Source organism: Streptomyces sp. RPT161, from assembly GCF_027533845.1.
GTDB lineage: Bacteria > Actinomycetota > Actinomycetes > Streptomycetales > Streptomycetaceae > Streptantibioticus_A > Streptantibioticus_A silvisoli_A.
Genome location: NZ_JAPZVN010000011.1, coordinates 157,981 through 184,537 on the forward strand (window position 1 = coordinate 157,981; position 26,557 = coordinate 184,537).

Annotated in this window: 27 protein-coding genes, 1 pseudogene and 1 riboswitch; of the genes and pseudogenes, 7 read left to right on the forward strand and 21 right to left on the reverse strand. The window is 71.4% G+C overall.

Going from position 1 to position 26,557, the window contains the following annotated elements; all coding sequences use genetic code 11:
- The 6 genes from O5O46_RS22145 to O5O46_RS22170 all read right to left on the reverse strand — a co-directional run bounded on the left by O5O46_RS22145 (position 1) and on the right by O5O46_RS22170 (position 6,548).
- Positions 1–531, reverse strand: a complete 531-nt coding sequence (locus O5O46_RS22145; RefSeq protein ID WP_269857273.1) for a GNAT family N-acetyltransferase — start codon at positions 529–531, stop codon at positions 1–3.
- A gap of 91 nt (positions 532–622) precedes the next feature.
- Complete coding sequence (locus O5O46_RS22150; protein ID WP_269857274.1) at positions 623–2,344, reverse strand: DUF885 domain-containing protein; 1,722 nt, start codon at positions 2,342–2,344, stop codon at positions 623–625.
- Between the two features lie 135 nt (positions 2,345–2,479).
- Positions 2,480–3,850: a GNAT family N-acetyltransferase gene (locus tag O5O46_RS22155; RefSeq protein ID WP_269857275.1), complete on the reverse strand. Its 1,371-nt coding sequence runs from the start codon at positions 3,848–3,850 to the stop codon at positions 2,480–2,482.
- Positions 3,851–3,927: 77 nt separating this feature from the next.
- Positions 3,928–4,524, reverse strand: coding sequence for a DUF1990 family protein (locus O5O46_RS22160; protein WP_269857276.1), 597 nt, complete (start codon positions 4,522–4,524; stop codon positions 3,928–3,930).
- A 91-nt stretch (positions 4,525–4,615) separates the two neighbouring features.
- Positions 4,616–5,461, reverse strand: coding sequence for an alpha/beta fold hydrolase (locus tag O5O46_RS22165; RefSeq protein WP_269857277.1), 846 nt, complete (start codon positions 5,459–5,461; stop codon positions 4,616–4,618).
- A gap of 340 nt (positions 5,462–5,801) precedes the next feature.
- Entirely contained in the window at positions 5,802–6,548 is a 747-nt protein-coding gene (locus tag O5O46_RS22170) for an SDR family oxidoreductase (protein ID WP_269857278.1), read from the reverse strand.
- A gap of 344 nt (positions 6,549–6,892) precedes the next feature.
- On the opposite strand from O5O46_RS22170, the gene O5O46_RS22175 reads away from it, so the two are divergent.
- Complete coding sequence (locus tag O5O46_RS22175) at positions 6,893–7,672, forward strand: GntR family transcriptional regulator (protein ID WP_269857279.1); 780 nt, start codon at positions 6,893–6,895, stop codon at positions 7,670–7,672.
- A 33-nt stretch (positions 7,673–7,705) separates the two neighbouring features.
- Here the strand turns inward: O5O46_RS22175 and O5O46_RS22180 are convergent, their stop codons facing one another.
- The 9 genes and pseudogenes from O5O46_RS22180 to O5O46_RS22220 form a co-directional block, all read right to left on the reverse strand.
- Entirely contained in the window at positions 7,706–8,863 is a 1,158-nt protein-coding gene (locus O5O46_RS22180; protein ID WP_269857280.1) for an ROK family transcriptional regulator, read from the reverse strand.
- Between the two features lie 217 nt (positions 8,864–9,080).
- The gene (gene mug / locus O5O46_RS22185; RefSeq protein WP_269857353.1) at positions 9,081–9,620 is read right to left on the reverse strand and encodes a G/U mismatch-specific DNA glycosylase; all 540 of its coding nucleotides are present in this window, start codon (positions 9,618–9,620) and stop codon (positions 9,081–9,083) included.
- Positions 9,617–11,050 carry an adenylosuccinate lyase gene (purB, locus tag O5O46_RS22190; protein ID WP_269857281.1) on the reverse strand — a complete coding sequence of 478 codons (1,434 nt, stop codon included), beginning with the start codon at positions 11,048–11,050 and terminating at the stop codon, positions 9,617–9,619. The genes mug and purB overlap by 4 nt, the downstream gene beginning before the upstream one ends.
- Before the next feature lie 119 nt (positions 11,051–11,169).
- Positions 11,170–11,940, reverse strand: a complete 771-nt coding sequence (locus O5O46_RS22195; protein ID WP_269857282.1) for an SGNH/GDSL hydrolase family protein — start codon at positions 11,938–11,940, stop codon at positions 11,170–11,172.
- Positions 11,941–11,984: 44 nt separating this feature from the next.
- Positions 11,985–12,563, reverse strand: a complete 579-nt coding sequence (locus O5O46_RS22200) for a methyltransferase family protein (protein WP_269857283.1) — start codon at positions 12,561–12,563, stop codon at positions 11,985–11,987.
- A gap of 190 nt (positions 12,564–12,753) precedes the next feature.
- Positions 12,754–13,794, reverse strand: coding sequence for a hemolysin family protein (locus O5O46_RS22205; RefSeq protein ID WP_269857284.1), 1,041 nt, complete (start codon positions 13,792–13,794; stop codon positions 12,754–12,756).
- Positions 13,791–15,137, reverse strand: coding sequence for a hemolysin family protein (locus tag O5O46_RS22210; RefSeq protein ID WP_269857285.1), 1,347 nt, complete (start codon positions 15,135–15,137; stop codon positions 13,791–13,793). The genes O5O46_RS22205 and O5O46_RS22210 overlap by 4 nt, the downstream gene beginning before the upstream one ends.
- Positions 15,138–15,348: 211 nt before the next feature.
- Positions 15,349–15,571 (reverse strand): annotated as a pseudogene (locus O5O46_RS22215) (GNAT family N-acetyltransferase); the annotation flags it as partial.
- Between the two features lie 30 nt (positions 15,572–15,601).
- Positions 15,602–16,021 carry a GNAT family N-acetyltransferase gene (locus tag O5O46_RS22220; RefSeq protein ID WP_269857286.1) on the reverse strand — a complete coding sequence of 140 codons (420 nt, stop codon included), beginning with the start codon at positions 16,019–16,021 and terminating at the stop codon, positions 15,602–15,604.
- Between the two features lie 810 nt (positions 16,022–16,831).
- Here O5O46_RS22220 and O5O46_RS35630 point away from each other — a divergent pair.
- Complete coding sequence (locus O5O46_RS35630; protein WP_443072594.1) at positions 16,832–17,119, forward strand: DUF6328 family protein; 288 nt, start codon at positions 16,832–16,834, stop codon at positions 17,117–17,119.
- Here the strand turns inward: O5O46_RS35630 and O5O46_RS22230 are convergent.
- Positions 17,071–17,547: a hypothetical protein gene (locus O5O46_RS22230; RefSeq protein WP_269857287.1), complete on the reverse strand. Its 477-nt coding sequence runs from the start codon at positions 17,545–17,547 to the stop codon at positions 17,071–17,073. The two genes, O5O46_RS35630 and O5O46_RS22230, sit on opposite strands and share 49 nt — an antisense overlap.
- A gap of 528 nt (positions 17,548–18,075) precedes the next feature.
- Between O5O46_RS22230 and O5O46_RS22235 the strand changes: the two genes are divergently transcribed.
- From O5O46_RS22235 to O5O46_RS22245, 3 genes are read left to right on the forward strand one after another with little or no spacing between them, the layout of a single operon-like run.
- Positions 18,076–18,999 carry an aminoglycoside phosphotransferase family protein gene (locus O5O46_RS22235; protein ID WP_269857288.1) on the forward strand — a complete coding sequence of 308 codons (924 nt, stop codon included), beginning with the start codon at positions 18,076–18,078 and terminating at the stop codon, positions 18,997–18,999.
- Positions 19,000–19,015: 16 nt separating this feature from the next.
- Positions 19,016–19,306, forward strand: coding sequence for a hypothetical protein (locus O5O46_RS22240; RefSeq protein ID WP_269857289.1), 291 nt, complete (start codon positions 19,016–19,018; stop codon positions 19,304–19,306).
- Positions 19,303–19,686, forward strand: a complete 384-nt coding sequence (locus O5O46_RS22245; protein WP_269857290.1) for a fic family toxin-antitoxin system, toxin component — start codon at positions 19,303–19,305, stop codon at positions 19,684–19,686. Before O5O46_RS22240 ends, O5O46_RS22245 begins: the two co-directional genes overlap by 4 nt.
- Before the next feature lies 1 nt (position 19,687).
- Here O5O46_RS22245 and O5O46_RS22250 read toward each other — a convergent pair whose 3' ends face one another.
- The 4 genes from O5O46_RS22250 to bioB are packed head-to-tail and all read right to left on the reverse strand — an operon-like array spanning position 19,688 to position 23,601.
- On the reverse strand, positions 19,688–20,350 hold the full coding sequence (locus O5O46_RS22250; RefSeq protein WP_269857291.1) for a class I SAM-dependent methyltransferase: 663 nt from the start codon (positions 20,348–20,350) through the stop codon (positions 19,688–19,690).
- A 49-nt stretch (positions 20,351–20,399) separates the two neighbouring features.
- Positions 20,400–21,119: a dethiobiotin synthase gene (gene bioD, locus O5O46_RS22255; protein ID WP_269857292.1), complete on the reverse strand. Its 720-nt coding sequence runs from the start codon at positions 21,117–21,119 to the stop codon at positions 20,400–20,402.
- Positions 21,120–21,128: 9 nt separating this feature from the next.
- A complete protein-coding gene (locus tag O5O46_RS22260; RefSeq protein WP_269857293.1) occupies positions 21,129–22,433 on the reverse strand; it encodes an adenosylmethionine--8-amino-7-oxononanoate transaminase in 1,305 nt (434 codons plus the stop codon).
- Positions 22,426–23,601: a biotin synthase BioB gene (gene bioB / locus O5O46_RS22265; RefSeq protein ID WP_269857294.1), complete on the reverse strand. Its 1,176-nt coding sequence runs from the start codon at positions 23,599–23,601 to the stop codon at positions 22,426–22,428. Before bioB ends, O5O46_RS22260 begins: the two co-directional genes overlap by 8 nt.
- A gap of 173 nt (positions 23,602–23,774) precedes the next feature.
- Here bioB and O5O46_RS22270 point away from each other — a divergent pair, with 173 nt between their 5' ends.
- A complete protein-coding gene (locus O5O46_RS22270; RefSeq protein ID WP_269857295.1) occupies positions 23,775–24,923 on the forward strand; it encodes an 8-amino-7-oxononanoate synthase in 1,149 nt (382 codons plus the stop codon).
- 222 nt (positions 24,924–25,145) lie between these two features.
- Positions 25,146–25,616 (forward strand): ATP-binding protein, encoded by a 471-nt coding sequence (locus O5O46_RS22275; RefSeq protein WP_269857296.1) that lies wholly within the window; start codon positions 25,146–25,148, stop codon positions 25,614–25,616.
- Positions 25,617–25,742: 126 nt separating this feature from the next.
- Here the strand turns inward: O5O46_RS22275 and O5O46_RS22280 are convergent, their stop codons facing one another.
- Positions 25,743–26,216 carry a C40 family peptidase gene (locus O5O46_RS22280; RefSeq protein WP_269857297.1) on the reverse strand — a complete coding sequence of 158 codons (474 nt, stop codon included), beginning with the start codon at positions 26,214–26,216 and terminating at the stop codon, positions 25,743–25,745.
- A 4-nt stretch (positions 26,217–26,220) separates the two neighbouring features.
- Positions 26,221–26,390: riboswitch (cyclic di-AMP (ydaO/yuaA leader) on the reverse strand.
- Positions 26,391–26,557 lie beyond the last annotated feature (167 nt).

Here is a 26,557-nt window from a genome sequence, read left to right on the forward strand (position 1 = left end):
TCAGCGGGGCGTGCCCGGTTCGGTCAGTTCGTAGGCCCGAAGGCCCTCGCGGTCCTCGACCCGGCGGAAACCGACGCGTCCCAGCACCCGCTGGGACGCCCGGTTGTCCGGCTCGGTCGTGGCCAGCACGGTGCGCACCTCGGGCTGTCGCAGCGTCCAGCCGGTGAGCAGCCGTAGCGCGTCGGTGGCCCAGCCCGCGCCCCGGCCGGACACCGACAGGTCGTAGCCGACCTCCACCACGCCGTCCACCGGCGGCCCATGGAAGCCCATGCCGCCGACGGCCATGGCGTCCTCGGCGCGCAGGATCGCGAACAGGCCCCAGTGCGGCCGGTGCTGACCGGCTACGGCGGCATTCGCCACCATCCTGGCCGCCACCACCGTGCCCTCACCGGGGGCGCCGTCGATCCAGCGCAGGCCGTCGGGGGCGCCGTCGGCCATCCGCGCCGCCTCCTCGGGCGTGACCTCGCGCAGCGCGACCCGCCCGTCGCGCAACTCCAGCCGCGCGCTGTCGTGGGAAGCGTCCGGCGCCATCAGCGACTCCTAGCGGGTCCTTGCGGGTCTTAGCGGGTCCTTGCGGCGGCCGGGCCCGTCGACCCGGCCGCCGCCGTCGGCTCGGGCGGTGTCAGAGCTGGGACAGCTCGTCCACCAGGTCGTCCAGGCCCAGCGAACCCTGGGAGAGGGCCGCCATGTGCCAGGACTTGGCGTCGAAGTCGGCGCCGTGCGCCTGCCGGGCGGCCTCGCGGCCGGTCAACCAGGCGCGCTCGCCCAGCTTGTAGCCGATCGCCTGGCCCGGCATGCCCAGGTACCGAACGAGTTCACTGTCCAGGAACTTCGCCGGCCGCCCGCTGTGCAGTCCGAAGAACTCCCGGGCCAGCGCGGGTGTCCAGCGTTGGCCGTCGCCGTGCGACCAGCCGATCCGCCGGGCCGAGTCCGCGGGGATCGGCAGCTCCAGGTGCATTCCGATGTCGATGATCACCCGGACCGCGCGCATCATCTGCGCGTCCAGGTAGCCCAGTCGGCGGCCCGGATCCGTGAGGAAGCCCAACTCGTCCATCAGACGCTCCGCGTACAGCGCCCAGCCCTCGACGTTGGCGCTCACCAGGCCCACCGAGGCCTGGTAGCGGGAGAGCCGCGGCGCCACGTGCACCCACTGGGCCAGTTGCAGATGGTGGCCGGGCACGCCCTCGTGGTACCAGGTACTGACCAGGTCGTAGACCGGGAAGCGCTCGCGGCCCAGCGTCGGCAGCCAGGTCCGGCCCGGACGGGAGAAGTCCAGCGCCGGGCTGGTGTAGTACGGCGCCGCCGCGCTGCCCGGTGGGGCGATCATCGCCTCGACCTTGCGCACCGGCTCCGCGAGGTCGAAGTGCGTCCCGTCCAGCGCGGCGATCGCCTCGTCCATCAGCCCCTGGAGCCATTCGCGTACCGCTTCGACCCCCTCGACGGCCTCGCCCGCCGTCTCCAGATGGGCCAGCGCCTCGCGTGGCGTCGAGTCGGGCAGCACCTTCTCCGCCTCGGCGCGCATCTCGTCGTGGATGCGGTGGAACTCCTGCCAGCCCCAGGCGTACGCCTCGTCCAGGTCGAGGTCGGCGCCGGTCCACTCGCGTACCCACAGCGCGTAGCGGTCACGGCCCACTGGGTCGGCGGTGCCCTGGACCGCGGGGGCGTAGCTGTCGCGCAGCCAGTCGCGCAGTTCGGCGACGGCGGCGGTGGCCTTGGCGGCGGACGTGTCGAGTTCGCCGCGCAGTGCCTGCGGTCCGGTGGCGACGAGTTCGGCGAACCAGCTGCGCTCGTCACCGGTCCACTCGGTCAACTGCTCGATGACGGTGGCGACTTGGCGCGGCCCACCAGGCAGGCCCTGCGCCAGGCCCGCCTCCAGCGAGGCACGGTAACCGCTGAGTGCCTCGGGCACGTTGCGCAGCCGCCCGGCGACCGCGGTCCAGTCCGCTTCGGTCTTGGTCGGCATGAGCGTGAACGCCTCCCGCACCGAGTGCACGGGAGAGCTGAGGTTGCTGATCCACCGCAGCCGTTCCCCCGCGTCGTGCACGGCGAGCCCGGCAGTGAGCCGTTCGCGCAGCAGCCGTGCGCAGCGGCGTTCGGCCTCGTCCCGGGAGCCGCCCGCCTCCTCGGCGGCGTCCAGTTCGGCGAGGGTGCGCCGGGACAGGTCGGCAAGGGCGTCGAAGCCCGCCGGGGAGAAGTCGGGCAGCCGGTCGTCGCCCGGGTTCAGACCGAGGTAGAGGCCGGTCAGCGGGTCGAGTTCGGCCAGCGCGTCAACGTAGGCGTCGGCGATCGCCCGCGGGAGCCGATGGTCCGGTCGGCTCTTGGCAGCGTCAGGTGTATCGGACATGCGGCCATCCTGGTACGGGAGCCGGTCCCGCGTCGATCACTTTGCGCTTGTGCTCTGCGCGACGGCCGCCTCCCACCGCCCCGTGGCGGGGGCGACGGGAGGCGGCCACGGGACCACTCGGCGGCGGGCGGTCAGTCACAACTCCCTTGTGTGCTGGTGCCCGTGCGGCTGCCGTTGTACTCGGGGACTGTTCTCGGCGGAGTGGTTCAGGGTCGCGGTGATGACCAGGGTGGCGTCCTCCACCAGGTAGTCCAACGGCAGGCCGAGGTTGCGCATGGCCGCCACCATCGGGGTGTTCGCGGACTTGGTGACCGCGTACACCGCGCCGCAGCCCGCCTCCTGGGCGAGTGCGACCAGCCGCCGCAGCAGCTCCGCGCCGACGCCACGGCCCTGCCACTCGTCCTCCACCAGCAGCGCGACCTCGGTCTCGTCACCGTCCCAGAGCAGATGGCCGAGGGCGACCAGCCTGCCGGACGCCGTCTCGACCGCGAGGGTGCGACCGTGGCGCGGGCTGAGTAGATGGCCGAGGTAGCGGGTGGCGTCGCCTATCGGGCCGTGGTAGCGGCGGCTGAGCGTGGTGGGCGAGCAGCGGTCGTGCATCGCCTGGGCGGCCGGAAGGTCGGCGGGACCGGCGCGGCGCACGGTGATCTCGTTGCCCTCCGGCAACGTCAGCACATCGCGGCGATGCGGCACCCTGGTGCCCAGCTGGGCGTCCAGCTCGACCAGCGCCCGGGCCCGGGCGAACTCCGTCGGGGTGAACGGCAGATAGGGCCGCTCGATGACGAGCGTGCCGCCGGACGGGTCCCGCAGCCGCAGCGCGAACTCCTCCAGCACACCGTCCGCAGGCGGGAGTTCACCGCTCCCGGCGGGCAGTGACCGTATCCGGCAGCGGCCCAGCAACTGGCGCAGCGCGAGGGGGAGTTCCGCGGTGTCCAGGGCGGTGCGGGTGGCCAGGGTCAGGACCCGGGTGGGGGTGTCCACCAGGTCGTGGGTGTCGGCCCGCTCCAGCCAGGTGTCCCGGCCGCCCGCGGTGGACACCGTGCGGATCAGCTCCTGCGACTGCGCGGTGCTCGGCGCGCGGACCAGGAACTCGTCCACGGTGCCGTCGGAGAGCGGATGGGTTTGCAGGGTGAGGATGTCCACGCCCTCGGCGGCGAGCGCACCGCACAGCGCGGCAAGGCTGCCCGGTGTGTCACACACGGTGGTGCGCAGCCGCCACAGCACGGACTCACCGGCCACCGGGGACGTGGCGGTATCCGGCGCCGGTGGGCCGGGAGGTGAGTGACCGTGGCGGCGAGACCACCATGTGTGGAACCCGGTGACCGCCAACAGCAGTACGGCCGAGCCGGTGAGTAGTACGGGGCCGCCGGGACCGTGCGCCATCAGGTTCGCGGCCAGGTCGGCCGCGGCCACGGCGACGAAGACGGCCGCGAGTTCCACCGCCTCGCGGCGCCAGTGGTGATGGCTGCGGCGGGATACAGCTGGTGACTGTGACGATTGATTCATGGTTCCCACCCTGTCGAACGCGTGTTGCGTGATCACGAACGCTTCGTGACGGATGGGTAAAGGAGGCCCGGTGTGGGTTAGTTGTCCCCTTTACTACCGTCCACCCGGTATCCCGGGGAAGCGGGGGCGAGGCTGGCGCCGGATGCCGCGGATCGGGTCATGTCGGCTCGGGTCAAGCGGCGCAGCGTCACTCCGCACCACCGCGCGTAGGCGCGTTGCAGCGCACGTCCCAGCGGTCCCGCGGCGCGCATGTACCAGCTCGCCGCACGGCTGAACGCGGTGACGCTCAGCCAGACCGCTCCGTCGGCCTCCCGCTCCACGACGAACGACTCCTCGCCGCGCTCGGGGTGACCCGGAAGTGTGCCGTAGGCGAAACCGATCCGGTGCGGCTCGCGCACCGTCCACACCACCTCGCAGGGCGCGTGTATTCGGCAACGCCCGATGCCGAGGCCCACCACGACCCGCACCCCCGGCGCGGCCCGTTCGGCGGTGGCGTCCATCCGCACCCCCATCGCGCGGTGCATGCGCCAGCCGAGCACCGCCTCGCCGGCGGCGGACAGTACCGACGGCCCGTCACCGATCCGGGTGCGGACGCGGAAGAGGTGGTATCCGGGCGGCGGCAGTTCTTCGATCCGCCCTACCGCCCCCACCTCGTCATAGGTGAACCCGCCCACCGTTCCACCCCCTTGTCTTCGTGGTTCCCACACTAGACCGGGGCACTGACATCCGGGCCGGGCAGGGGCGGGGGGCCGGGGGAACGGTGGATCAGCGGCTGCCGTCCAGGATCACCCGGGCGACCAGCCGCGGGTCGTCGTTCATCGGCACATGGCCGCATCCCGGCAGCCGGACCAGCCGGGCGTGCGGCACCACCCGCTTGGCGCGTACGCCCTGGCGCCGCACCAGCACATGGTCGCGGGTCCCCCAGCCGATGGTCACCGGGACGTCCCGGGAGATGCCGCCCTCGAACAGCACGCCCCTTCGGCCCGCCGACAAGGTGGCCTCGAAGCCGGGCGCCTCGCGCAGCGCCCTGGTCTCGGCGGTCACCGCCTCCGGCGACCGCCGCCCGGGGCGGTTGTAGATGCTGCCGGTCAGCGCCGCCCGTCCGGCGGCGCTGCGGGCCATCTTCTCGACGGTGGCGGGCGGCAGCAGGCGTGCGCCGCGCCGCATGGTGCTGAGCACCGTGAAGGCGTAGATCCGCTCGGGTTCGGTCCAGAACCCGGCGGGGGACAGGGCGGTCACGCTGCGCACGTGACCGGCGCGCGCGAGGTGCAGGGCGATCAGCCCGCCCAGGGAGTTGCCGACGATGTGGGGGCGTTCGACGTCCAGTGCGCTGAACATTGCGGCGAACACCTCCACCGCGGAGTCCAGCGAGTACGGGATGGACGGCGGTTGCGCGGGCGACTCGCCGAACCCGGGCAGGTCGATGGCGATGACCTCGCGGTGGGCGGCCAGCGCGTCGGCGACCGGGTCCCATGCCTGGCGGTGGTGCCCGATGCCGTGCAGCAGGACGAGCGGCTCACCGATGCCGTGCCGCTCGTACGCCGCCGTCACCGTGGGCCGCCCGGCCGGGGCGACATGGACGAAGGAGGTCATAGCCGTGGTGGTGGTCATGTGTCGCTCCGGTCCCTACTCAGTGGTAACCCCTGGGTAACACTGTCCGGCCGACAGGTGGTCACGGCAAGGGTCTTGCCAGTCACAAAAGTGTTGAGGCCAACCAGCCCTCCGTACCTCGGTGTTGGTGCCCACCGCGCTGTCGCCACGACCAAGACACGTCCGGCGCGGTGGCCTGCGAAGTGTCGCCGCCGCGGTGACGCGCAGGGCCATTCTGAGCCGCCCCGAGCCCTTGCGCCCGGGCAGCCGCGCCGGATGGCGGTACGCCCGGCGCCGCCCACCCCGGCGGGAGCGGGCGGCGCCCATCCGGAACGCGTTCGGCCGTTCGGGTCAGGGCCGGTTACAGGCCGCCCGCCACCCGTAGGACGGCGCCGGTGGTGTACGAGGCGTCCGGCGACAGCAGCCACTCGACGGCCGCCGCGATCTCGTCCGGCTCGCCGGGCCGTCCCATCGGCACCCGCTCGGGGTTGCGCCAGGGCCGCTCCGGATCGCCCATCGCCGCGTGGATGTCGGTCACCGTCATGCCGGGCTGTACGGAGTTGACCCGCACCCCGTCCAGGGCCAGTTCCTTGGCGAGGCCGATGGTGAGCGCGTCGACCGCCGCCTTGCTCGCGGCGTAGTGCACGTACTCGCCCGGGCTGCCGAGCGTCGCGCCGCCGGAGGAGATGTTGACGATGGCGCCGCCGTCGCCGCCGTGCCGGGTGGACATCTCCAGCGCTGCCCGCCGGGCGCACGTCATCGCGCCCAGCACGTTGACGTCCACCACCCGGCGCATAACCTCGACCGGGGTCTCGGTGAACCTGCCCAACGGGCCGGTGATTCCCGCGTTGTTGACGAGTCCGGTGATCGGCCCGAGGCGCTCCTTGACGGCGTCGAACAGCGCGTCGACCCGCTCCTCGACGCTGGTGTCCACCTGGACCACGACACATTCGCCGCCCATGTCGCGAACGCGTTCGGCGACGTCGAGTGCGGCGTTGGCGGCGCGCTCGTACCCGATGCCGATGCGGTGCCCCTGCTTGGCCAGTCGTAGGACGACGGCCGCTCCGATTCCCCTGCTGCCGCCGGTGACCACCGTGACTGGACTCATCCGCTCCGCTCCCACTGTCGCGTCTTGTACGGCGAACGCGTTCGCCGGTGATCTAGAACGCTAGCGCACCACCGGTTCCGGCCCGCTGCCCCGTTTTCTCCCGATAGGGGAGTGGGAAACGGCGTGTGCGAACTTGGCGTGAACGCTGCGCGTAGTGTCGTGCGCACAGGGGGTAGGGAAGCGAGGATTGGTCTTGACCAAGGGGTGGCCCGGTCCTATGGTCGCGGTGAGAGTACTGAAACAACCCTTAATAAATAAGGGTGAGAAACCCCCGGGGTGGTCAACATCCGGGGCGCGCAAGCCCGTAGGGCACATGCCGACACACGCCGGATGCGGAGGACAGGGTGGGGACCACGCAGCTAGGGGCGCCGCAAGAACCGAAGTACTGGCATCTGAAGACCGTTCTGGGTGATGCGCTCGACTCCGAGTTCGCGGTGGGTGAAGTGCTGCCCAACGAGCGGGAGTTGGCGGCGCGCTTCGGTGTCGCCAGGGCCACGCTCCGCCAGGCCCTGGAGCAGTTGGAGCTGGAGGGGCGGTTGCAACGGCGCCGTGGCGTCGGCACCACCGTCGCGCCGCCGCGCATCGGCATCTCCGTCGGCCCGGCACAAGGCAGTTGGCCGGGTGAGGGCAACGACGCCTGGCGGTCCATCGGCTGCGCCGAGACCGCCGCACCCGCCAACGTGGCGCGACTGCTCGGGGCGTCGGCGCAGGGTGACCGCCCGGTGCACACCATCCGGCGGGTGCGGATGACGCACGCTCAGCCGGTCGCCACCGAGTTGCTGTACATACCCCCGGCTTCCGTTCCGGGACTGCCGGAAATGCTGACTCCGGGGGCGCACGCGCATGCCGTGCTGCGCGAGCTGCACCGGCTTGAACTGGAGGGCGAGGACCGTGCCGTGGAACTCGGCTCGGCTCGCGCGGAGGACGCCAAGCAGTTGGAGCGCCTGCCCGGCGCCCCGGTGCTGCTCGTCACCACCCGCTACTTCGCCGCCGGACGGGTCGCCGCGGCCTCCGTCGCGACATACCGGGCCGACACCTGCCGACTGACCTTCGGCGACGCCGGAACCATGCAGATCACCCACCACGGCCATGGCGGCAACCCGGAACGCAGGCAGGCTTCCTGACAGAGCGTCACGGAGTGCCCGGCGCAGGGTCTCTCAACGGCGTACCGAGGCGGCCCGGTCCACCGCGAACAGCTGCTCCTCGACATGGTCGAGTGCCAGTCGCAGCGCACCGGTGGCCACCGCCTCCTCGCCCAGCGAGGACAACGCCACCTTCGGCGGGCGCAGGCAGTAGCGGGCCAACTCGTCGCGCAGCGGCTCCAGTACGCCGTCGAGACCTGCCGCCCAGCCGCCCAGGACGACGAGTTCCGGATCGAGCGCGAGCACCAGCGCCGCCACATCGTGCACCAGCCGCCGTAGGAAGCGGTCCACCGCCTCACGGGCCAGTGGGTCGCCGTCCCGGGCGAGCGTGAAGACCCGAGCCACCGCGGGCTCGTCCAACGGGTCCAGCGGTGTGCCCGTGGTCGACAGCAAGCGTTCAGGGGTCGCCTCCCGGCCCAGCAGGTGCAGCGCGCCGATCTCACCGGCCGCGCCGCCGAAGCCGCGGTGCAGCCGCCCGCCGATCAGCGAACCGGCGCCCGGACTCAGCCCGGCCATCACGAAGACGATGTCCTCGCTGCCCTGCGCCGCGCCCGTCCAGTGCTCGGCGACGGCAGCCGCGTTGGCGTCGTTCTCCACCAGTACCGGGCAGCGGAACGAGCGGCGCAACCGGTCGCCCAGCGGCAGCCCGGTCCACCCCGGCATCGCCGTACCCAGCCGGACGGTGCCGTCCGCCTCCACGATGCCCGGACTGCCCACTCCCACCGCCCACAGAGTGCTGCGCGCCACCCCGGAGGTCCGCAGCGACTCGGCGACGGCGCCGCGTACCCGCTCCAGCCGCTCCTCGGCGGGGATCAGCTCGTCGAGGTCATGCCCCAGCCAGTTCAGCACCCGGCCGCTGAGGTCGGCGAGCACCACCCGCACCTGGTGCACTCCGATCTCGATGCCCAGCAGATGGCCCGCCTCGGCATGGAACCGGAACCGGCGCGCGGGACGCCCCTGCTTACGGGCGTCACCGGGGTCGGCGGCCGCCTCCACCACCAGGCCGGCCTGCGTCAGACCGTCGATCACACCCTCGACGGTCGGCCTGGACAGGCCGGTGGCGCGGACAAGTTCGGTGAGGGTGCGGGGTCGTTCACCACGCAGTGTGTGGAGTACCACCGCTGAATTGATTCTGCGCAGCAGGGACGGGTCCCCGCCGGTCAGCCGCCCCAACGTCCGCCTCCCTGACTGTACGCATGACCCCACCGCGAGCGCGCCGGCGTCTCCGTCCCGCCCGGCTGGATATCCGCCGGGTCGGGCACCTGGTGGTGATGCGTGTTTGCGGGATCGTACCCGGCCCGACCCAATGCGGCGAATAGTGCCAACTTGGTCCGGACCAGTACTGATCCGGCCTTGACCGGAACGTGTTCGCCGAATGCCCGCGCGGCCCTCAGGCCTGGTCCGCCGCCGCACGGAGCCGTGCGAACTCCTCGGCCATGGTGCGCGGTGTCCAATGGGCGTTCAGACCGCTGGGGTTGGGCAGCGCCCATATCCGGGTGCCGCCGATGACGCGTTCCTGCGGGCCGATCCTGGCCGTACGCTCGCCGAAGGCCGTGCGGTACGCGGTGATGCCCGCCACGGCCAGCCAGCGCGGCCGGTACCGCCGCACCTTGGCGACGAGCACCCGGCCGCCCTCGCGCAGTTCCTCGTCGCTCAGCTCATCGGCCTTGGCGGTCGCACGAGGAGCGACATTGGTGATGCCGAGGCCGTAGCCGAGCAGCTCCTCCTGCTCTGCCGGGGCGAGTTGGCGCGGCGTGAAACCGGAGGCGTGCAGCGCGGGCCAGAACCGGTTGCCGGGGCGGGCGAAGTGATGGCCGGTGTGGGCCGTCAGCAGTCCGGGGTTGATTCCACAGAACAGCACGCGCAGGCCGTCAGCGACCACATCCGGCACAATGCGGTCGCGGGCAGCAGCCAGTTCCTCGGGGGTCAGAGGATCGCCCCGGGGGTGTACGCGGCGGCCTGCGGGTAGCGCCCGGCGATCTCCTCGACGCGCCGTACGACCTCGGCGACCTGGTTGGCGGCGGCGCCGGTGAACGACAGCCGGTCGGCCATCAGCGCCTCAAGTCCGGCCCGATCCAGCGGAATTCGCTCGTCCGCGGCCAGCCGGTCCAGCAGTTCGTTGCGCTCGGCGCCCTTCTCCCGCATCGCCAGGGCGGTCGCCACCGCGTGCTCCTTGATCGCCTCGTGGGCGACCTCGCGGCCCACCCCGGCGCGTACCGCGGCCATCAGTACCTTGGTGGTGGCCAGGAACGGCAGGTAGCGGTCCAACTCGCGGGCGATGACCGCCGGGAAGGCTCCGAACTCGTCCAGCACCGTCAGGAACGTCTCCAGCAGGCCGTCGAAGGCGAAGAACGCGTCCGGCAACGCCACCCGGCGCACCACGGAACAGGACACATCGCCCTCGTTCCACTGGTCGCCCGCCAACTCGGCGGTCATCGAGGCATATCCGCGCAGGATCACCGCGAGCCCGTTGACCCGCTCGCAGGAGCGGGTGTTCATCTTGTGCGGCATCGCCGAGGAGCCCACCTGGCCCGGCTTGAAGCCCTCGGTCACCAGCTCGTGCCCGGCCATCAGCCGGATCGTCTTGGCCAGCGAGGACGGCGCGGCGGCCAGCTGCACCAGCGCGGAGACCACCTCGTAGTCCAGCGAGCGCGGGTAGACCTGGCCCACCGAGGTGAAGGCCCGGGAGAAGCCCAGGTGCTCGGCGATCCGGGTCTCCAGCTCGGCGAGCTTGGCGGCGTCTCCGCCCAGCAGGTCGAGCATGTCCTGGGCCGTACCGACCGGGCCCTTGATACCGCGCAGCGGGTAGCGGTCCAGCAGCTCCTCGACCCGCCCGAAGGCGACCAGCAACTCGTCGGCGGCGGTCGCGAAGCGCTTGCCGAGCGTGGTGGTCTGCGCCGCGACGTTGTGCGAACGGCCCGCCATCACCAGTTCGGCGTGCTCGGCGGCCAACCCGCCCAGCCGGGCGAGCACGGCGACGGTACGGTCGCGCACCAGCTCCAGAGACAGCCGGATCTGCAACTGCTCGACGTTCTCGGTCAGATCACGCGAGGTCATGCCCTTGTGCACATGCTCATGGCCGGCGAGGGCGTTGAACTCCTCGATGCGGGCCTTCACATCGTGCCGGGTGACCTTCTCCCGCTCCGCGATGGAGTCCAGGTCAACCTGCTCCAGCACCCGCTCGTAGTCCGCCAGTGCCTGCTCCGGCACCTCGATCCCGAGGTCACGCTGAGCCCGGAGCACGGCGAGCCACAGTCGGCGCTCAAGGATCACCTTCTGCTGCGGGGACCACAGGGTGGCCAGCTCCGCCGAGGCATAGCGGCTGGCCAGGACGTTCGGGATGCGCGGCTTAACGGTCACGTGACCAGAGTCTACTGGCGGTTTACGCAGGCCAGCGCGGTGGTCCGGTTTGTAGGTTGCTACCAGTACCGGCCGGGAGGCGGTACGGTGCCGCGGTTCGCGGTGTGCTCGCGTCGCGGTCAGCCCTCGTACGGCAGCAGTTCGGGGCGCTTGGCGGGCCGGCCGTCGCCCGAGGACCGGTTGGTCAGCCGCCTGCCTATCCAGGGGAGCAGATGCTCACGGGCGAACCGGAGGTCCGCCGTGCGGCGCGCCAGCCACCCTGGTGGCAGATACGCCGGCAGCGGCGCGTTCCACTCGGACTCCGCCTCGTGACCGAGCGCCTGCCACACCGCTTCGGCCACCCGCCGATGACCCTCGGCGTTCAGATGCAGCCGGTCATCCGCCCACATCCGGGGGTCGCCCAGCGTCTCCGAGGAGAACAGGTCCACCACCAGCGCGCCATGCCTGACCGCCAGCTCGTCGACGAAGTCGAACAGCTGCTCCATGCGCGGCCGCATCCGTTCCATCACCGGTCCGCGGCGGGCGGGGCTGCGCATCAGCACCAGTTGCCGACAGGTCGGGGCGAGGCTGGCCACCGCTTCTTCGAGGTGCGCGCAGACCGCTTCGACATCGCACTTGGGCCGCAGCACATCGTTGAGCCCGCCGACCAGCGTCACCAGGTCCGCGCCCATCGCCGCGGCGGGCCGGGTCTGCTCCGCCACGATCTGGCCGATGAGCTTTCCACGCACCGCCAGGTTCGCGTAGCGGAAGCCGGGCGAGCGGGCGGCCAGCCGAGCCGCCAGCAGATCCGCCCAACCGCGGTAGGCGCCGTTCGGAAGGCCGTCGGACATGCCCTCGGTGAAGGAGTCACCCACGGCGGCGAAACTGGTGTACCGGACATCGATCTCCATGGCGCCGGCGATCCTATCCGGTCGCCGCCGCGGCCCCGCGGGCGCTACCAGGCGCCGGGTATCAGCCTGCGGGTCCGGGCGGCGTACGACCGGTACTCCTCGCCGAGCGCGTCGAGAAGCATCCGCTCCTCCACCCGTATGCGATAGCCCAGGGCGACCAGGCAGCAGACGGTGAACACCAGCCAGGACGCCGCGTTGTCCATCAGCAGGGCCAGGTCCAGCGCCGCCAGCAGCATGCCGCTGTAGGCCGGGTGCCGTACGAAGCGGTAGGGACCGGTGGTGACGACCCGGTGGTCGTGCTGGATGTGCACCGTGCCGCGGAAGAAGCGGCCGAGGGCGATGATCGCCCACAACCTGACCACTATCCCGATCCAGGCCACCACCAGGATCACCATCCGCACCCCCAGGGCGTGCGGGGAGTACGACAGCGCGGGCACGGCGTGCCGGATCGGTCCCGCCAGCATGATGCCGCAGCTGATCAGCACAGGAATGAGCAGCAGGCTGAGCCACTCCGTCCGCTCGGTGGCGTCGCTGCGTAGTCGTTGCCGTATCTGGAGCACCCCCTCGGCTGCCACCCACACCCAGATGGTGAGGGTGAGCGCGACGTTCACAGCGTGATGCATGACGGGCACCTCCGACCGGTCCAGGATCCGCCCCCGCGACGGGATCTTTGACTTTCACGATCGCACCCGGGGTGGGTGGAGCGGCTCCACCCACGGGTGGACCCGTGGGTGGAGATCCGCGACCAGCCAGTCCCGCCGCCCCGCCGGGCGCGCGGGCCCGTTCGCCCCGCCGCCATGCCCCCACCCAGCGCTACGCCTCCGGCGCGGTCTGAAGACCGTGCGGCGCCTGTCCGACCAGTTCCCGCAGCACGTCCTCCATGGTCACCAGGCCGACGGTGCGCCCGGCGTCGTCCACCACCGCCGCCAGATGCGCCCGGCGGGCGCGCATCGCTGTCAGCGCGTCGTCCAACGGCGTGTTGGCCCGCACCCGGGTGATCGGGCGCAGCGCGGACACCGGGAACGGGGCGTCCCGGGGCTCGGCGTCCAGCGCGTCCTTGACGTGCAGATAGCCGAGCACCCGGCCGGAGTCGTCCGCGACCGGGAAGCGGGAGAAACCGGTCGAGGCGGCGAGCCGCTCCAGGTCCTCCGGGGTGGTGCGCGGCGGCGCGTGGACCACGCGCTCGGCCGGAAGCACCACCTCTCCCACCGGCCGGCGTCCCAGTTCCAGGGCGTCCTGGAGCCGCTCGGCCGCGCGCTGGTCCAGCAACCCGGCCTGACCGGCGTCGGTGACCATGCGCGCCAGTTCCGCGTCGGAGAAGGCCGCCGCCACCTCGTTCCTAGGCTCCACCCGCAGCAGCCGCAGCCCGGCGTTGGCCAGGGCGTTGACGCCGAGGACCACCGGGCGCAGCGCGTGGGTGAGGGCGACCAGCGGCGGACCCAGGGCGAGTGCCGCGCGGGCCGGGTCGGCGAGCGCGACGTTCTTCGGCACCATCTCACCGAGGAGCATGTGCAGATATGTCGCGGCGGCCAGCGCGATCACGAACGAGACGGGGTGCACCAGAGTCGTCGACACGTGCGCCGCGTGGAAGACGGGCTCCAGCAGGTGGGCGAAGGCTGGTTCGGCGACCGCGCCCAGCACCAGGGTGCAGACGGTGATGCCGAGTTGGGCCGTCGCCATCAGCGCGGAGACATGCTCAAGGCCCCACAGCACGCCGCGCGCACGGCGGTTGCCGCTCTCGGCGAGCGGCTCGATCTGGCTGCGGCGCACCGAGACCAGTGCGAACTCGGCGCCGACGAAGAACGCGTTCGCCACCAACGTCAGCGCGCCGAGCAGCAGTTGGAGCGCGGTCATCGCGTGGCCTCCCCGCTCTCGCCGGTGCCCTCGTCGGTGTCGGCCGGAGGCGCCGTCAGCCGCAACCGGGCGGCGCGGTGTCCGGCCGCCTCGGTGACCTCCAGCAGCCAGCCCGACTCCTCGACGGTGTCGCCCGCGCGCGGGATCCGACCGAGCCGATGGGCGACCAGGCCCGCCAGGGTCTCGTACGGGCCTTCCGGCGCGTTGAGCCCGATCTGCTGCAACTGGTCGATGCGGGTGGCGCCGTCGGCGTCGTACAGCGGGTGGCCTGAGGGATCCGCACCGACCAGAGCCAGGTCGGGGGTCTCGTGCGGATCGTGTTCGTCGCGGACCTCGCCCACCACCTCCTCGACGATGTCCTCCAGGGTCACGACGCCCGCGGTGCCGCCGTACTCGTCGATGACCACGGCCATGGTGTCCTCGCCGGAGAGCCGGTCCAGCAGCCGGTCGACCGGCAGCGACTCGGGGACCAGCAGCGGCTCCTTCATCAGCGCGGTCACCGGGTGCAGATGGCGCTGTTCGGCCGGGACCGCCAGCGCGTCCTTGATGTGCACCACGCCCACCACGGAGTCCAGGCTGTCCCGGTAGACCGGGAAGCGGGACAGTCCGGTGGCACGGGTGGCGTTGGCGACATCCGCAGCGGTGGCGCGGGCGTCGAGCGCGGTCACCTGTACCCGGGGCGTCATGACGTTCTCCGCGGTCAGGTCCGACAGGCCCAGAGTGCGGACGAACAGTTCGGCGGTGTCCGCCTCCAGGGCGCCCTGTTTGGCGGAGTGCTTGGCGAGCGCCTCGAGTTCCTGGCGACTGCGGGTGGAGACCAGTTCCTCCGCCGGTTCGATGCCGAAGCGCCGCAGTACGCGGTTGGCCGTGCTGTTCAGGTGCCGGATCAGCGGGCGGAAGGTGGCGCTGAAGGCGCGCTGCGGTGTGGCGACGGCCTTGGCCACCTGGAGCGGACGGGAGATCGCCCAGTTCTTGGGGATCAGCTCGCCCACCACCATCAGGACGACGGTGGACAGCGCGGTGCCCAGCACGAGGGCCACCGTGTCGGCCGCGCCGCCGAGGCCCGTCGACCGCAGCGGCCCGGCCAGCAGCCGGGCGACGGACGGCTCCGCGATCATGCCGATGACCAGCCCGGTGACCGTGATCCCGAGCTGCGCGCCGGACAGCTGGAACGTCAAGGCGCGGGCGGCCTTGCGAGCGCTCTCGGCGCCGCGCTCACCCCGTTCCACCGCCCGGTCCAACTCCGCGCGATCGACCGTGGTGAGTGAGAACTCGGCGGCCACGAAGACGCCGCAGGCCAGCACCAGGGCCAGGGCCAGGAACAGCAGGAGCACTTCGGTCATCGCGACACCTCCGTTCCATGATCGGTCCGTGCCGCGCGGAACGCGCGGTGTTGACCATGCGAGGGAAACTCAATGCGACGGCGGCGGGGCTCGCCCATGGGGGGCGTTCACACCTTTCGGTCGGGCCGCGGCGAGCTCGGGCGCTCCAGCGGCGTGCGGACCTTCATGGTAAAGGGAGGGCAAAGCGGGGTTATGGGGTGAGCGGCTGGGTTCAGCGACTCCTCTGGGGCTCCGGCACGTATCCCGTGGCCCGCCAGGCGTGCTGCCTGCGCTCGTTCGCGCTCGTTGCGGTCCAGCACCATGGTGTCCCCGCGCCGCCCGCCGAGTGCGGTGAAGCGGCACTCCGCCGCGTCGAGCAGCGCGCTGACGACGCCCTGGCGCCGGGCGTCCGGATGTACGGCTATGCGGTACAGATGGCATCGCCAGCCGTCGAATCTTCGCCCCTCACAACCGCGTGCCCGTGCCTACAGTGGCTTGACCCAGCGTCGCCAGTGGTCCTCGCGCTGGTAGCCGGTCGCGGTCCACGTGTGGTGTGCCCGCTCGTTGGCCTCCAGGACCATGGCGTCGACGCGTCGGCCACCCAGGGTGGCGAATCGTTGTTCCGCTGCTTGTAGTAGGGCGGTGGCGATGCCTTGGCGGCGGAAGTCCGGGTGTACGGCGAGTCGGTAGGCGGAGCACCGCCATCCATCGAAGCCGGCTATGACGGTTCCCGTGAGGGTGCCGTCCTGCTCTGCCAGAAGCAGGGCTTCGGGGTCTCGTGTAACAAGGCGTGCCACTCCGTCGTGGTCGTCGCTGATGCTCGTTCCTTCTGCGGCTTCGCGCCAGAACCGCAGGACGGTGTCGATGTCCGAGATGGTGGCGTGGCGGATGCGGAGATCGTTCATGGGATCGAGCCAAGCAGACTGTCAGAGCGTCCGGCGAACGGGTTTCCACGCCAAGGGGCCGGGGAGGGGGCTTCGTTCCCGGAGTCGCACAAGCGGCGAGCCCGTTGGTCGAATCTCGTGCTTCACGGGTGCAGGTGGTGATGACCGGGCGTCTGGCCGCGCGCCCCCGTGCTGTTTCCGATGACCCATCACGTGGAGTGCGTGGCGATCTTCACCGACCCCGCCGCCAGGGCTACGCGCAGTTGTGGAGGGTCCCTGCTGACTTCACCAGTTGTCCTGTTGGCGCGAGTGCCACCAAGAACGCCCGCAGCTACGACTCCCCGGGAACGGACAGTTCAGGGCACTGTTCACTGGAGCATTAGCCTCGGCGGTCAGGGCTTCGGGACTATCAGAAACGGTCTCGACGAACTCCGGGTCACCGCCCGGCTGTTGGCCCGCGCCAAACCGCCAAACGGCCTCTGTGTCGTCGTGGCTTGGACCTTGACGTGAAACGTGTCGGACACGGGCGCCCCCTCGGCGTTCTGTAGTGCGCCAGTACCTCCAGGGAACGCCGATGCCGGCCGTGGTGTCCACCCAGGTCGGCAGGCGGCTGCGCGGGCCGGACGGAGCCCAGCCATGGCCAGCCGGTCCGGCAGGCTCGTGGCCGATCGGGTGTCGAGACTGCCGGCCGGGGCAGCGCGGGGCGGCGGAGGGACGTGACCGCACCACGCGCGGTTCAACGCACGGGTGGGAGCGAGGTCACCCTCCGCCGAACCCACCCGCCTTGGCTGCCTGGAGGCCAAGTAATAGTCCGAACTCTTCCAGGGCGATATGCGCTGCACGTCAAGGGGGCGGCGACTGCTCGCCGGTGCGGCGGGCGCGGGCGTGCGAGCCGACCGCCATCTGGTGCAGTTCCTTCAGGAACTCCGTGTGGTGCAGACCGGTGTGCAGACCCTCTTTGCCTTCATGCGGGAGCCGGCCTTCACCGGCTGCTTCTGCGGCTGGACGGCTTCCAGTTGTGCACTTGTATATCTCTCCGAAGCCCTCGTGGGGGCAGGTGGCTGCCGATCTCAGCTGTGTTTCATTGCCAGACAGCGGATTCCGAATACGTCGCCGTAGCTGTTGAAGTAGGAGACCAGGCTGTATCCCTGGGTGACGAGCGTCGGGTTGAGCCAGCGGCAGGCGGCGTGCAAGTCGATGGCGTAGTGGACACCGTTGTATCCGACGCATCGCCATCCCGCGACATTGTGTACGTCGAGGGCCGGGGTGTTGTACCCGAGGGCCTTGCAGTAGCCGCCCAGCGGCATGTCGCTGGGGGATGAATAGTCGATCGCGTTGATCGCCCAACAGCGCCCGTTACCCACGTACCGGACGTTGAAGCCGACTCGCACCAGGTCGCTGAACTGCCAGTCGCAGGCGGCGAACAGGTTCAGCGGCGTCCAGTACGCGCCGTTGCCGTAGTAACAGACCCAGGGGTTGGAATTGCCATTGTCGATCGTCTCGGCGCCCTGGTAGTGCATCGCCTGGCAGTACTCATTGAGTTCCATGCCACCGAGGTCTCCCGTGGTGGCACTGGCCATGGGGGCCGCGGCGAAGAGGCACAGAACGGCGCCAAGCAGGGTAGCGAGTAATCGTCTACGAGTGCGGGACATGTGTCCTCTGTTGAGGTCGGGGCGGCTACTTTGGAAGAAAGCAGGTGTGCTCAGGCGCTCAATAGGCTCCCGCCCCGCATGCCACTTGTCAACGCCGTCAAATTGATCAGAAACTCAAAGGGTTCTATTCGACGGTGTAGCGGACGTGTGGGCCGCGGAAGTAGCCGCGGTTGATGTGCGGTTGACATTGAAGTCGGTGGAGGAAGCGGCGTGTTTCGTGGGCGAGGCCGTCCGTGGAGTGGGCAGTTGGTCGGCCGCGAGCGTGGCCAGGGCGGCGGTGCCGCGTCGATTCGGCAGCGAGGGCCAGGAGCGGTTGGGGCAAGGCGAGTCGCCCCGCGACCGGTGCCAACTCGCCCTCCGGCGGCTCTTGTCAGTGCCCTGCGGTACACAGGTGGGGCAGTGGCGATCCGAGGAGGGGGACCCATGGACATCGTGGTGCCGCGGGCGGCGCGTGAGGGGTTGGCGGTGCGGTTCGGGGCGGGGGCCGAAGCCTGGTGCGACGGGCTGCCCGCGCGGGTGACGGCGCTGGCGGAGCGCTGGACGCTGCGGCCCGTCCAGCAGATGGGCGGCGGCACCTCGCGCGTGATCGTCTGCGCCCGGCCGGACGGCAGCCGGGCGTACCTCAAGCTCACCCCGGATCCGACGGTCGCCGTGCAGGAGGCGGAGGCGCTGCGGCTCTGGCAGGACGGGGGCCGTACGCCACGGCTGCTCGCGGCGGCACCGGACGAGGGCGCCCTGCTGCTCGCGGCGGTCGAGTGTCCCGACGGCCGTCCCGCGCCGACGCTGCGGGCGGCGGCGGATTTCCGACTGGCCGAGGTGGCGGGGCTGTTGACGGCGATCCGCGGGTACCGTCCCGGTCCGGACAGCGCTCTGCCCACGCTCGCGGAGCGGGTCGAGTTCCTCTTCGACCTCACCCTCAGACGGCTGGCCGCCGCACCGTCGGAGCCCGCCGTCGGTCGCGGGCTGGTCGAGCGCTGCCGACGCGCCGCCCTCCGGCTGGCGGACGGCGGCCCGAACGCCGTCGTGCACGGTGATCTGCACCCGGGCAACGTCCTGGACGCCGGAGCGGGGCGCGCTCTGGTGGCGATCGATCCGCGCCCGGCGGTCGGCGATCCCGACTTCGACGCCGTCGACTGGGCGCTGTCCGGTGCCACCACGCCGGGCGTGGTCGAGGAGCGAACGCTGCGGCTCGCGGATCTGGTCCCGGGGCTCGCCGCGGACCGGGTGCGGCGCTGGTGCCAGGTTTCCGCCGTCCTCATGGCGGTACCGCGGGTGATACGCGGCCGTGACGATCCGTACACGCGGCTGCTGGTCGACATGGCGAGTCTTGCCGATGCTAGCGGATGAGCGCTAGCTTTGGATTATGGCCAAGACGCAGCTGAACGTGCGGGTCGACGAGACCACCGCGGAGACCGCCAAGACCCGCGCCTCGCAGCGCGGCATCAGCGTCAACCGCTACATCGAGGAACTGGTCCGCGCCGACCAGGCGGAGAACGGCCGGGCCTTCGTGGAGGCCGCCGCCGACTTCATGAAGCAGTACGAAGCAGTGTTCGCCGAGGAGTTCGGGCGGGATCGCGAAGGGAGCCGGGCCAACGCCCTGCCCGTGGACGACGAGTCGAACGGCGGCTCCGGCTCGGGGCGCACGCCGGCGTGACCCTGCGCATCGACCTTGCCTGGCTGTTGATGGTCGCCGAACGCAACACCCCCGGTGATCCACAGGTCACCGACTGGGGATCGCTGCTGGCCGCGGTCGCCCGCCACCAGGCGGAGATATTCGGCACGCCCGTCTACCCCGACCCACGGCAACGCGCCGCCGCGCTGCTCCAGTTGCTGGTGCACGTGCCCGCCCTGGAGCGGTCCAACGTGATGTTCGCCTGCGCCGTCGCCTACGCGTACCTGGTCGCCTGCGGCATGAAAGTGGTCACCTCGCCGGAGCAGGTACGTGATCTGGCACGGCTGGTGAAGGACGGTACGGCGGACCTGGAGCGCATCACCGACGAACTGCGGGGCTGGACCGGGGGCTCGGAGCACTGACTCAGGCGCGGCGCGCCACGCACAGGACATGTGGCGTGCTGGGGAACGGAATTGGGCCATCCGGCACCTTGAGGCGACGTACCGTGCCGAGTTCGAAGCCCGCGGCCGTCACCTGCGCCAGCGTGTCGCGGCCCGTGTGGCAGCCGCCGAACAGCAGCGGCCAGAACGTGTGGTCCACCGCCCACTGGGCGGCCGCCATGCCCCGGCCGGTGGACCGTACATGCTCCAGCAGCCGCAGCTCGCCGCCCGGTCTCACCACCCGTCTCAACTCCGCCAGCGCACGCCGCTGATCACGTACCGAGCACAGCACCAGGCAGGCCACCGCCGCGTCGAACGCCTCGCTCTTGACCGGCAGCGCCTCCGCCGCGGCGGGGACGACATCCACCGGCACCTCCACCCGCGATGCCGCGTCGGCCGCCGCGCGCCGCAGCAGCCGCTCCGGCTCGGTCGCCACCACCTCGCAGACCGCCGCCGGATAGTGCCGGAAGTTCGCCCCCGACCCGGCGCCGATCTCGATGACCCGGCCGGAGAGCCCGGCCAACAGCTCTCGGCGGTGCCGTGCCAACTCCAGCCGCTCTTCGGCGACCGCCGCCCAACGGACGTAGAACCGGGCGAAGACCGGGTGGTGTACCGCCTCCCGCGGAGCCCGCGTCAGTGCGCTCATGGCGTTGCCTCTCCTCGCGCGGGGCCGACGCCATCCAGTGTGCCGCCGGTCAGGCCTCCACGCGAGCGCGGAACGCGTTCGCATCCCAGTAACCGCCGAGGGCGGGCGCCAGCCAACCCGCCGCCGACCGGCGGAAGTCGGCGGGCGGCAGGGCTCCGGCCCCCTGCGGCACCGCACCCAGCAGCGGGACGTCCGCCACCCGGGGCAGATCGGCCAGATTGCACCGGGCGGCCAGATCCGGCTCCCGAGGCCAACTGCCCACCACCACACCGAGGCAGTCCAGCCCCCGGTGGCGCAGTTCCCGCGCGGTCAGCTCGGTCGTGTTCAGCGTGCCGAGGCCCGCCGCCGCGACCAAGAGCACCCCGGCGCCCAGCAGTTCGGCGGCGTGCGCCAGCGTCGTGCCCCGATCGTCGAAGCGCACCAGCAGCCCGCCCGCGCCCTCCACCAGTACCAGGTCGTGGTCGATGGCCAACTTGCGCGCCGCGTCCGCGATCTGCTCGGGATCCACCGTGGGCAGCCCGGCGCGCCGGGCCGCGGTGCCCGGCGCCAACGGCTCGGGGTAGCGGGCGAGTTCGGCGGTCGTCACCTCACCGGCCAGCCGCGCCACCTCGGCGACATCGCCGGCCTCGTGCGCCGCCACACCGGTCTGGGCCGGTTTCAGCACGGCGACGGTGCGGCCGAGCGCCACGGCGGTGGCGGCCACGGCCGCGGTCACCACCGTCTTGCCGATCTCCGTGCCCGTCCCCGTGACGACGATCACCGTACCCATATCGCTTCCTCAACCCTCCCGCGCCGCGGCCAGTACCGCCGCGCAGATCCGTGCCACGTCCTCGTCCCCGGTGACGTACGGCGGCATCGTGTACACCAGATCGCGGAACGGCCGCAACCATACGCCGCTGCCGACCGCGGCCCGGGTCGCCGCCGCGATGTCCACCTCGTGGTCGAGCTGCACCACACCGATCGCGCCGAGCACGCGTACGTCCCGTACTCCCGCGATCGCCGAGGCGTCCGCCAGGCCCTCGCGCAGACCCGCCTCGATCCGCTTGACCTCCAGCGCCCAGTCCTGGCCGAGGAGCAGGTCGATCGAGGCGCCTGCGACGGCCGCCGCCAGCGGATTGCCCATGAACGTGGGGCCGTGCGCGAGTACCGGCACCTTGCCCCGCGAGATCCCCTCGGCGACCCGCGAGGTGCACAGCGTCGCGGCCATCGTCAGATAGCCACCGGTCAACGCCTTGCCCAGGCACATCACATCGGGTGCGATCCCCGCGTGGTCGGCCGCGAACAACGCGCCGGTGCGCCCGAAGCCGGTGGCGATCTCGTCCAGCACCAGCAGCACGTCGTGCTCGTCGCACAACTCGCGCAGCACCCGCAGGTAGTCGGGGGAGTGGAAGCGCATCCCGCCCGCCCCCTGCACGACCGGTTCGACGATCACCGCGGCCAGCTCGTCGGCGTGCCGCGCGACCAACTCCCGCAGGTGCGCGGCGTACCGCGGGTCCGCCGGGTCGTCGAAGCCGCCCGGTGGCGGGTCGGCGAAGACCTGCCGGGACAGCACACCGGACCACAGGTGGTGCATGCCGCCGTCCGGATCGCACACCGACATCGGCTGCCAGGTGTCGCCGTGGTACCCGCCGCGCCAGGTCAACAGCCGCCGCTTGTCCGGCCGTCCGCGTGACCGCCAGTACTGCAGGCACATCTTGACCGCGACCTCGACCGACACCGAGCCGGAGTCGGCGAGGAAGACATGGCGCAGCGGCTCCGGGGTGATCTCCACCAGCCGGGCGGCCAGCCGGACGGCGGGCTCATGGGTGAGCCCGCCGAACATCACATGGCTCATCCGGTCCAGTTGGCTGCGCACCGCCTCGTTGAGTACCGGGTGGTTGTAGCCGTGGACGGCCGACCACCACGAGGACATCCCGTCCACCAGTTCGAAGGTGCCGCCCGCCGGATCGCTGACCCGTAGCCGTACCCCGCTGGCCGACTCGACCAGGAGCGGTTCCGCACGGCCGGGCATCGGCCCGTACGGGTGCCATACGTGTTCCCGGTCGAGGTCCAGCAGTGAGCGTACGGCGAGCGGCTCAGGCATTGGGCGGCAGGTCCGTGCCCGCGCCACGGCGGCGCACCGCGACAAGGTCGGTACGGGCCGCTGCGGGCGCCGCCACCGGCTCCGGCTCGGGTTCCGCACCGCACGGCCCGCAGGCGCTCTCGTGCGGACCGCAGCCGTCGTGCGGGCCGCAGACCGAGGCGCCGCGCCGGTGCTCGGGCAGCGTGGTGGTCTCCGAGCCCTCCACTTCGAAGCCCGCGTCCGCGATCATCTCCAGGTCGGCCTGGCCCGCCTGGCCCTCACTGGTCAGGTAGTCACCCAGGAAGATGGAGTTGACCAGGTGCAGCGCCAGCGGCTGGAGCGTGCGCAGATGGATCTCCCGGCCGCCCGCCAGCCGTACCTCCACGTCCGGGCAGACGAATCGGGCCATCGCCAGGATGCGCAGGCAGCGCTGCGGGGTCAGCGACCACTTCTCCGCCAGCGGAGTGCCCTCGAACGGGATGAGGAAGTTCACCGGCACCGAGTCCGGGTCCATTTCGCGCAGGGCGAAGACCACGTCCACCAGATCGGTGTCCGATTCGCCCATTCCGGCGATCAGTCCGGAGCACGCCGACAGGCCCGCCGCCTGCGCCTGGCGGACGGTGTCCACCCGGTCGGAGAAGTCGTGCGTGGTGCAGATGTCGCCGTACGTCGCCTCGGAGGTGTTGAGGTTGTGGTTGTAGGCGTCCGCTCCGGCCGCCCGCAGCCGCTCGGCCTGGCCCTCGGACAGCAGACCGAGGCAGGCGCACACCTCCACGCCCTCGTGCTCGCCCTTGATGGCCTCGATGGTCCTGGAGACCCGCTCCACGTCCCGGTCGGTCGGGCCGCGTCCGCTGGCCACCAGGCAGACCCGCTTGGCGCCGCCGGCGATCCCGGCGCCCGCCGCGTCCGCCGCCTCGTCCGGCTTCAGCCAGGTGTACTTCAGGATCTCGGCCTTGGAGCCGAGCCGCTGGGAGCAGTACGAGCAGTCCTCGGGACACAGCCCGGACTTCAGGTTGACCAGGTAGTTGAGCTTCACCCGGCGTCCGAACCAGTGGCGGCGGACCTTTCCGGCCGCGGCCACCACGTCGAGCAGTTCATCGTCGGAGGTGGCCAGTACGGCCAGCGCTTCCTCGCGGGTCGGCAGTTCTCGCCGCAGCCCCTTGTCCACCAGCGTGTTCAGCAGGTCCATGGCGATGATCCTGGCCCAGTAAGCCACCAAGGGCCAATGGCGAACCACACAACACCAACCGAACAACATGTGTGTATCGCCACACCCCGATCCGCGCCGTACGCCCGTTAGGTTGCAGGCAAACCCGGTGTGACCCCCTACGCCCGCCCGAGCATTTGGACGACTGGACGAACATGACCCGTGACCCGTTCGACTGGATCGACGCCCGCGCCGAGGCGCGCCGGCGCGCCGGGCTGGTCCGTACGCTGCGCCCCCGGCCCGCCGACTCGGAGCTGCTCGACCTGGCCAGCAACGACTATCTGGGGCTGGCCAGGCACCCCGAGGTCACGGATGCCGCGGCGCGGGCCGCGGTGCGGTGGGGCGCGGGCTCGACCGGGTCGCGGCTGGTCACCGGAACCACCGAGCTGCATGCCGAACTGGAGGCGGAGCTCGCCGCGTTCTGCGGTTTCGAGGCGGCCCTGGTCTTCGCCACCGGATACGCCGCCAACCTCGCCGCGGTCACCGCGCTCGCCCCGCCGGGGTCGCTGATCGTCTCCGACGCCGCCAACCACGCCTCGCTGATCGACGGCTGCCGTCTGGCCCGCGCCGAGACCGTCGTCGTACCGCACCGCGAGCCGGAGGGGTTCCGCAAGGCGCTCGACGGGTACGCGGGTTGCGCGCTGGCCATCACCGACTCGGTCTTCTCGGTCGACGGCGATGCCGCGCCGCTGCCCCAACTGGCCGCGCTCTGCGCCGAGTCGGGCGCGGCACTGCTGGTCGACGACGCGCACGGACTCGGGGTGCTGGGCGACGGCGGCCGGGGCACGGTGGCCGCGGCGGGACTTTCCGGCGCGCCCGGCGTGGTGTGCACGGTCACCCTCTCCAAGTCGCTGGGCAGCCAGGGGGGCGCCGTGCTCGGCCCGGCGCGGGTCATCGAACACCTGGTCAACTCCGCGCGGACGTTCATCTTCGACACCGGGCTCGCCCCGGCCGCCGCGGCCGGGGCGCTGGCCGCGCTGCGCCTGCTGCGCGGGGAGCCGGGCCGGGCGGCGCGCGCCCGTGCCGTCGCCCGTGAAGTGCACCGCCGGTTGACCTCGGCCGGGCTTGACTCGGCCGCGCCGGACGCCTGTGTGCTGTCGGTGCGGGCGCCGGGGCCGGACGCCGCGGTGCGCTGGGCCGCCGACTGCCGGTCGGCGGGGGTCGCGGTCGGCTGCTTCCGTCCGCCGTCCGTGCCGGACGGGATCTCGCGGCTACGGCTTTCCGCTCGCGCTGATATGACGGTGAGTGACATCTCGAAAGCCTGCGAGGTGATCATCCGCACTGCTCCCGCCGGCTCCCGCTGAGTGTGCCCACAACCCTCTACTGCGCTATTACCCAGCAGAGTTCACTGCTTTGAGGGACAGAGCAAAGCAGTGCTTGGCGGATCACCCGGGTCGACGGCAGCATGGATCGCACTCTGAGAAAAGCAACTGTCCGTAGTCGTGCCACTGACATATCCACGGTCGGCACCGCTGCGAACGGTCCGCGAGCGGAGTCCGAGCCGGCGGAAGAGGGACAGCGTCGCCATGGCAGATCACCAGGAAGCATCCGTCACCCTGCCGAGCGATCCAGCCTCGGTGACGGTGGCGCGCAGATACGTAACCGGGGTCCTTGGCGAGTGGGGGCTGCCGGACACCGCGCCCGCCGCCGACACGGTGCGGCTGATCGTCTCGGAGTTGGCGACCAACGCCGTACAGCACACCCTCGGCCAGTCGCCGACCTTCACCGTCGATCTGCTGCTCGACCGGGACGAGCGGTTGCGGATCGGCGTCAGTGACAGCCATCCGCGCTGGCCGCAACGGCTGCCCGCGGCGGTGCAGCAGGACAATGGACGGGGGATGTCCATTATCCGCTACCTCACGGCGGAGTCCGGCGGCCGGATGTCCGTGGCGCCGCGGCCGGAGGGCGGCAAGACCGTCTGGATCGCACTGCCTTGGCCCGTACTGTCAGGCGAGCGGGGCGAGTTATGGGATCGGGAGTGCGAACCCATGCCGTAGCGCGATGCGTTGGGGCCCGCGGTTCCACCGGATTCCTGCTCCTGCGGCCGGTTGAGGGCCTGGAGTACGGCTCGGCCCGGGGCGCCGCGACGGTGGCTGCCGTCGGGGCCCCGGGCCGAGCCGGGGTCAGCGCACCCGGCCGTACCAGACGTGGCGGGTCCAGATCCTTTCCAGGCGTACTCGGGTTCCGGTCCTGGGGGCGTGCCAGATCCTGTTGTGCCCCGCGTAGACACCGACGTGGTAGACGTAACCTCCGTGGTGGAAGAAGACCAGGTCACCCGGGCGGCGGGCGCTGGCGGAGACGTGGCGGGTCCGGTAGTACTGGGCAGCCGCGGTTCTCGGTAGTCTGCGGCCCGCCTTGCGGAAGGCGTAGGAGGTCAGTCCCGAGCAGTCGAAGCTGTATGGGCCTGTGGCGCCCCACCGGTAGGGGGAGCCCTGCTTGGACGCGGCGATCTTCAGGGCCCGGATGGATACGGGGTTGGCGCTCGCCTGTTGCGCGAGACCCGGGGCCACGAGGGTTCCGGCCAGGGCGGCGGTGACCAGTGCCACGGTCGCTGCGGCGCGGGAGAGCAGAACGGACGGCATTATCGGCGCACTCATGGGGCACCCCTTCGTCGTCCGCCTACGAAGGATGGCCTGTCGGGTTCGGGCTGGCGAAGTTGCCCGGCCGCCGTGGCGGCTTCACCCCTAGGGGCCGTCACCTTCCGGAACGACCCCGCACTGCTTGGGTCCTCCGCTCCTGCCGTTGTGGTGTCGACTCGGCATCCAGGCGGCGGCAGGACTCGGCGTCCGCCCGGACCGCCCCGTCGCTGTGGCGGGGGCTTGTCGTCGCAGGGATCATTACCCATGAAACGCATCAAATCCGACCGGAAGATGCTCCGTTCGGGAACCCCGACGACCGGAAGAGGCCGAAACGAAGCCGTTGTCGGCCCTTTTGGGAT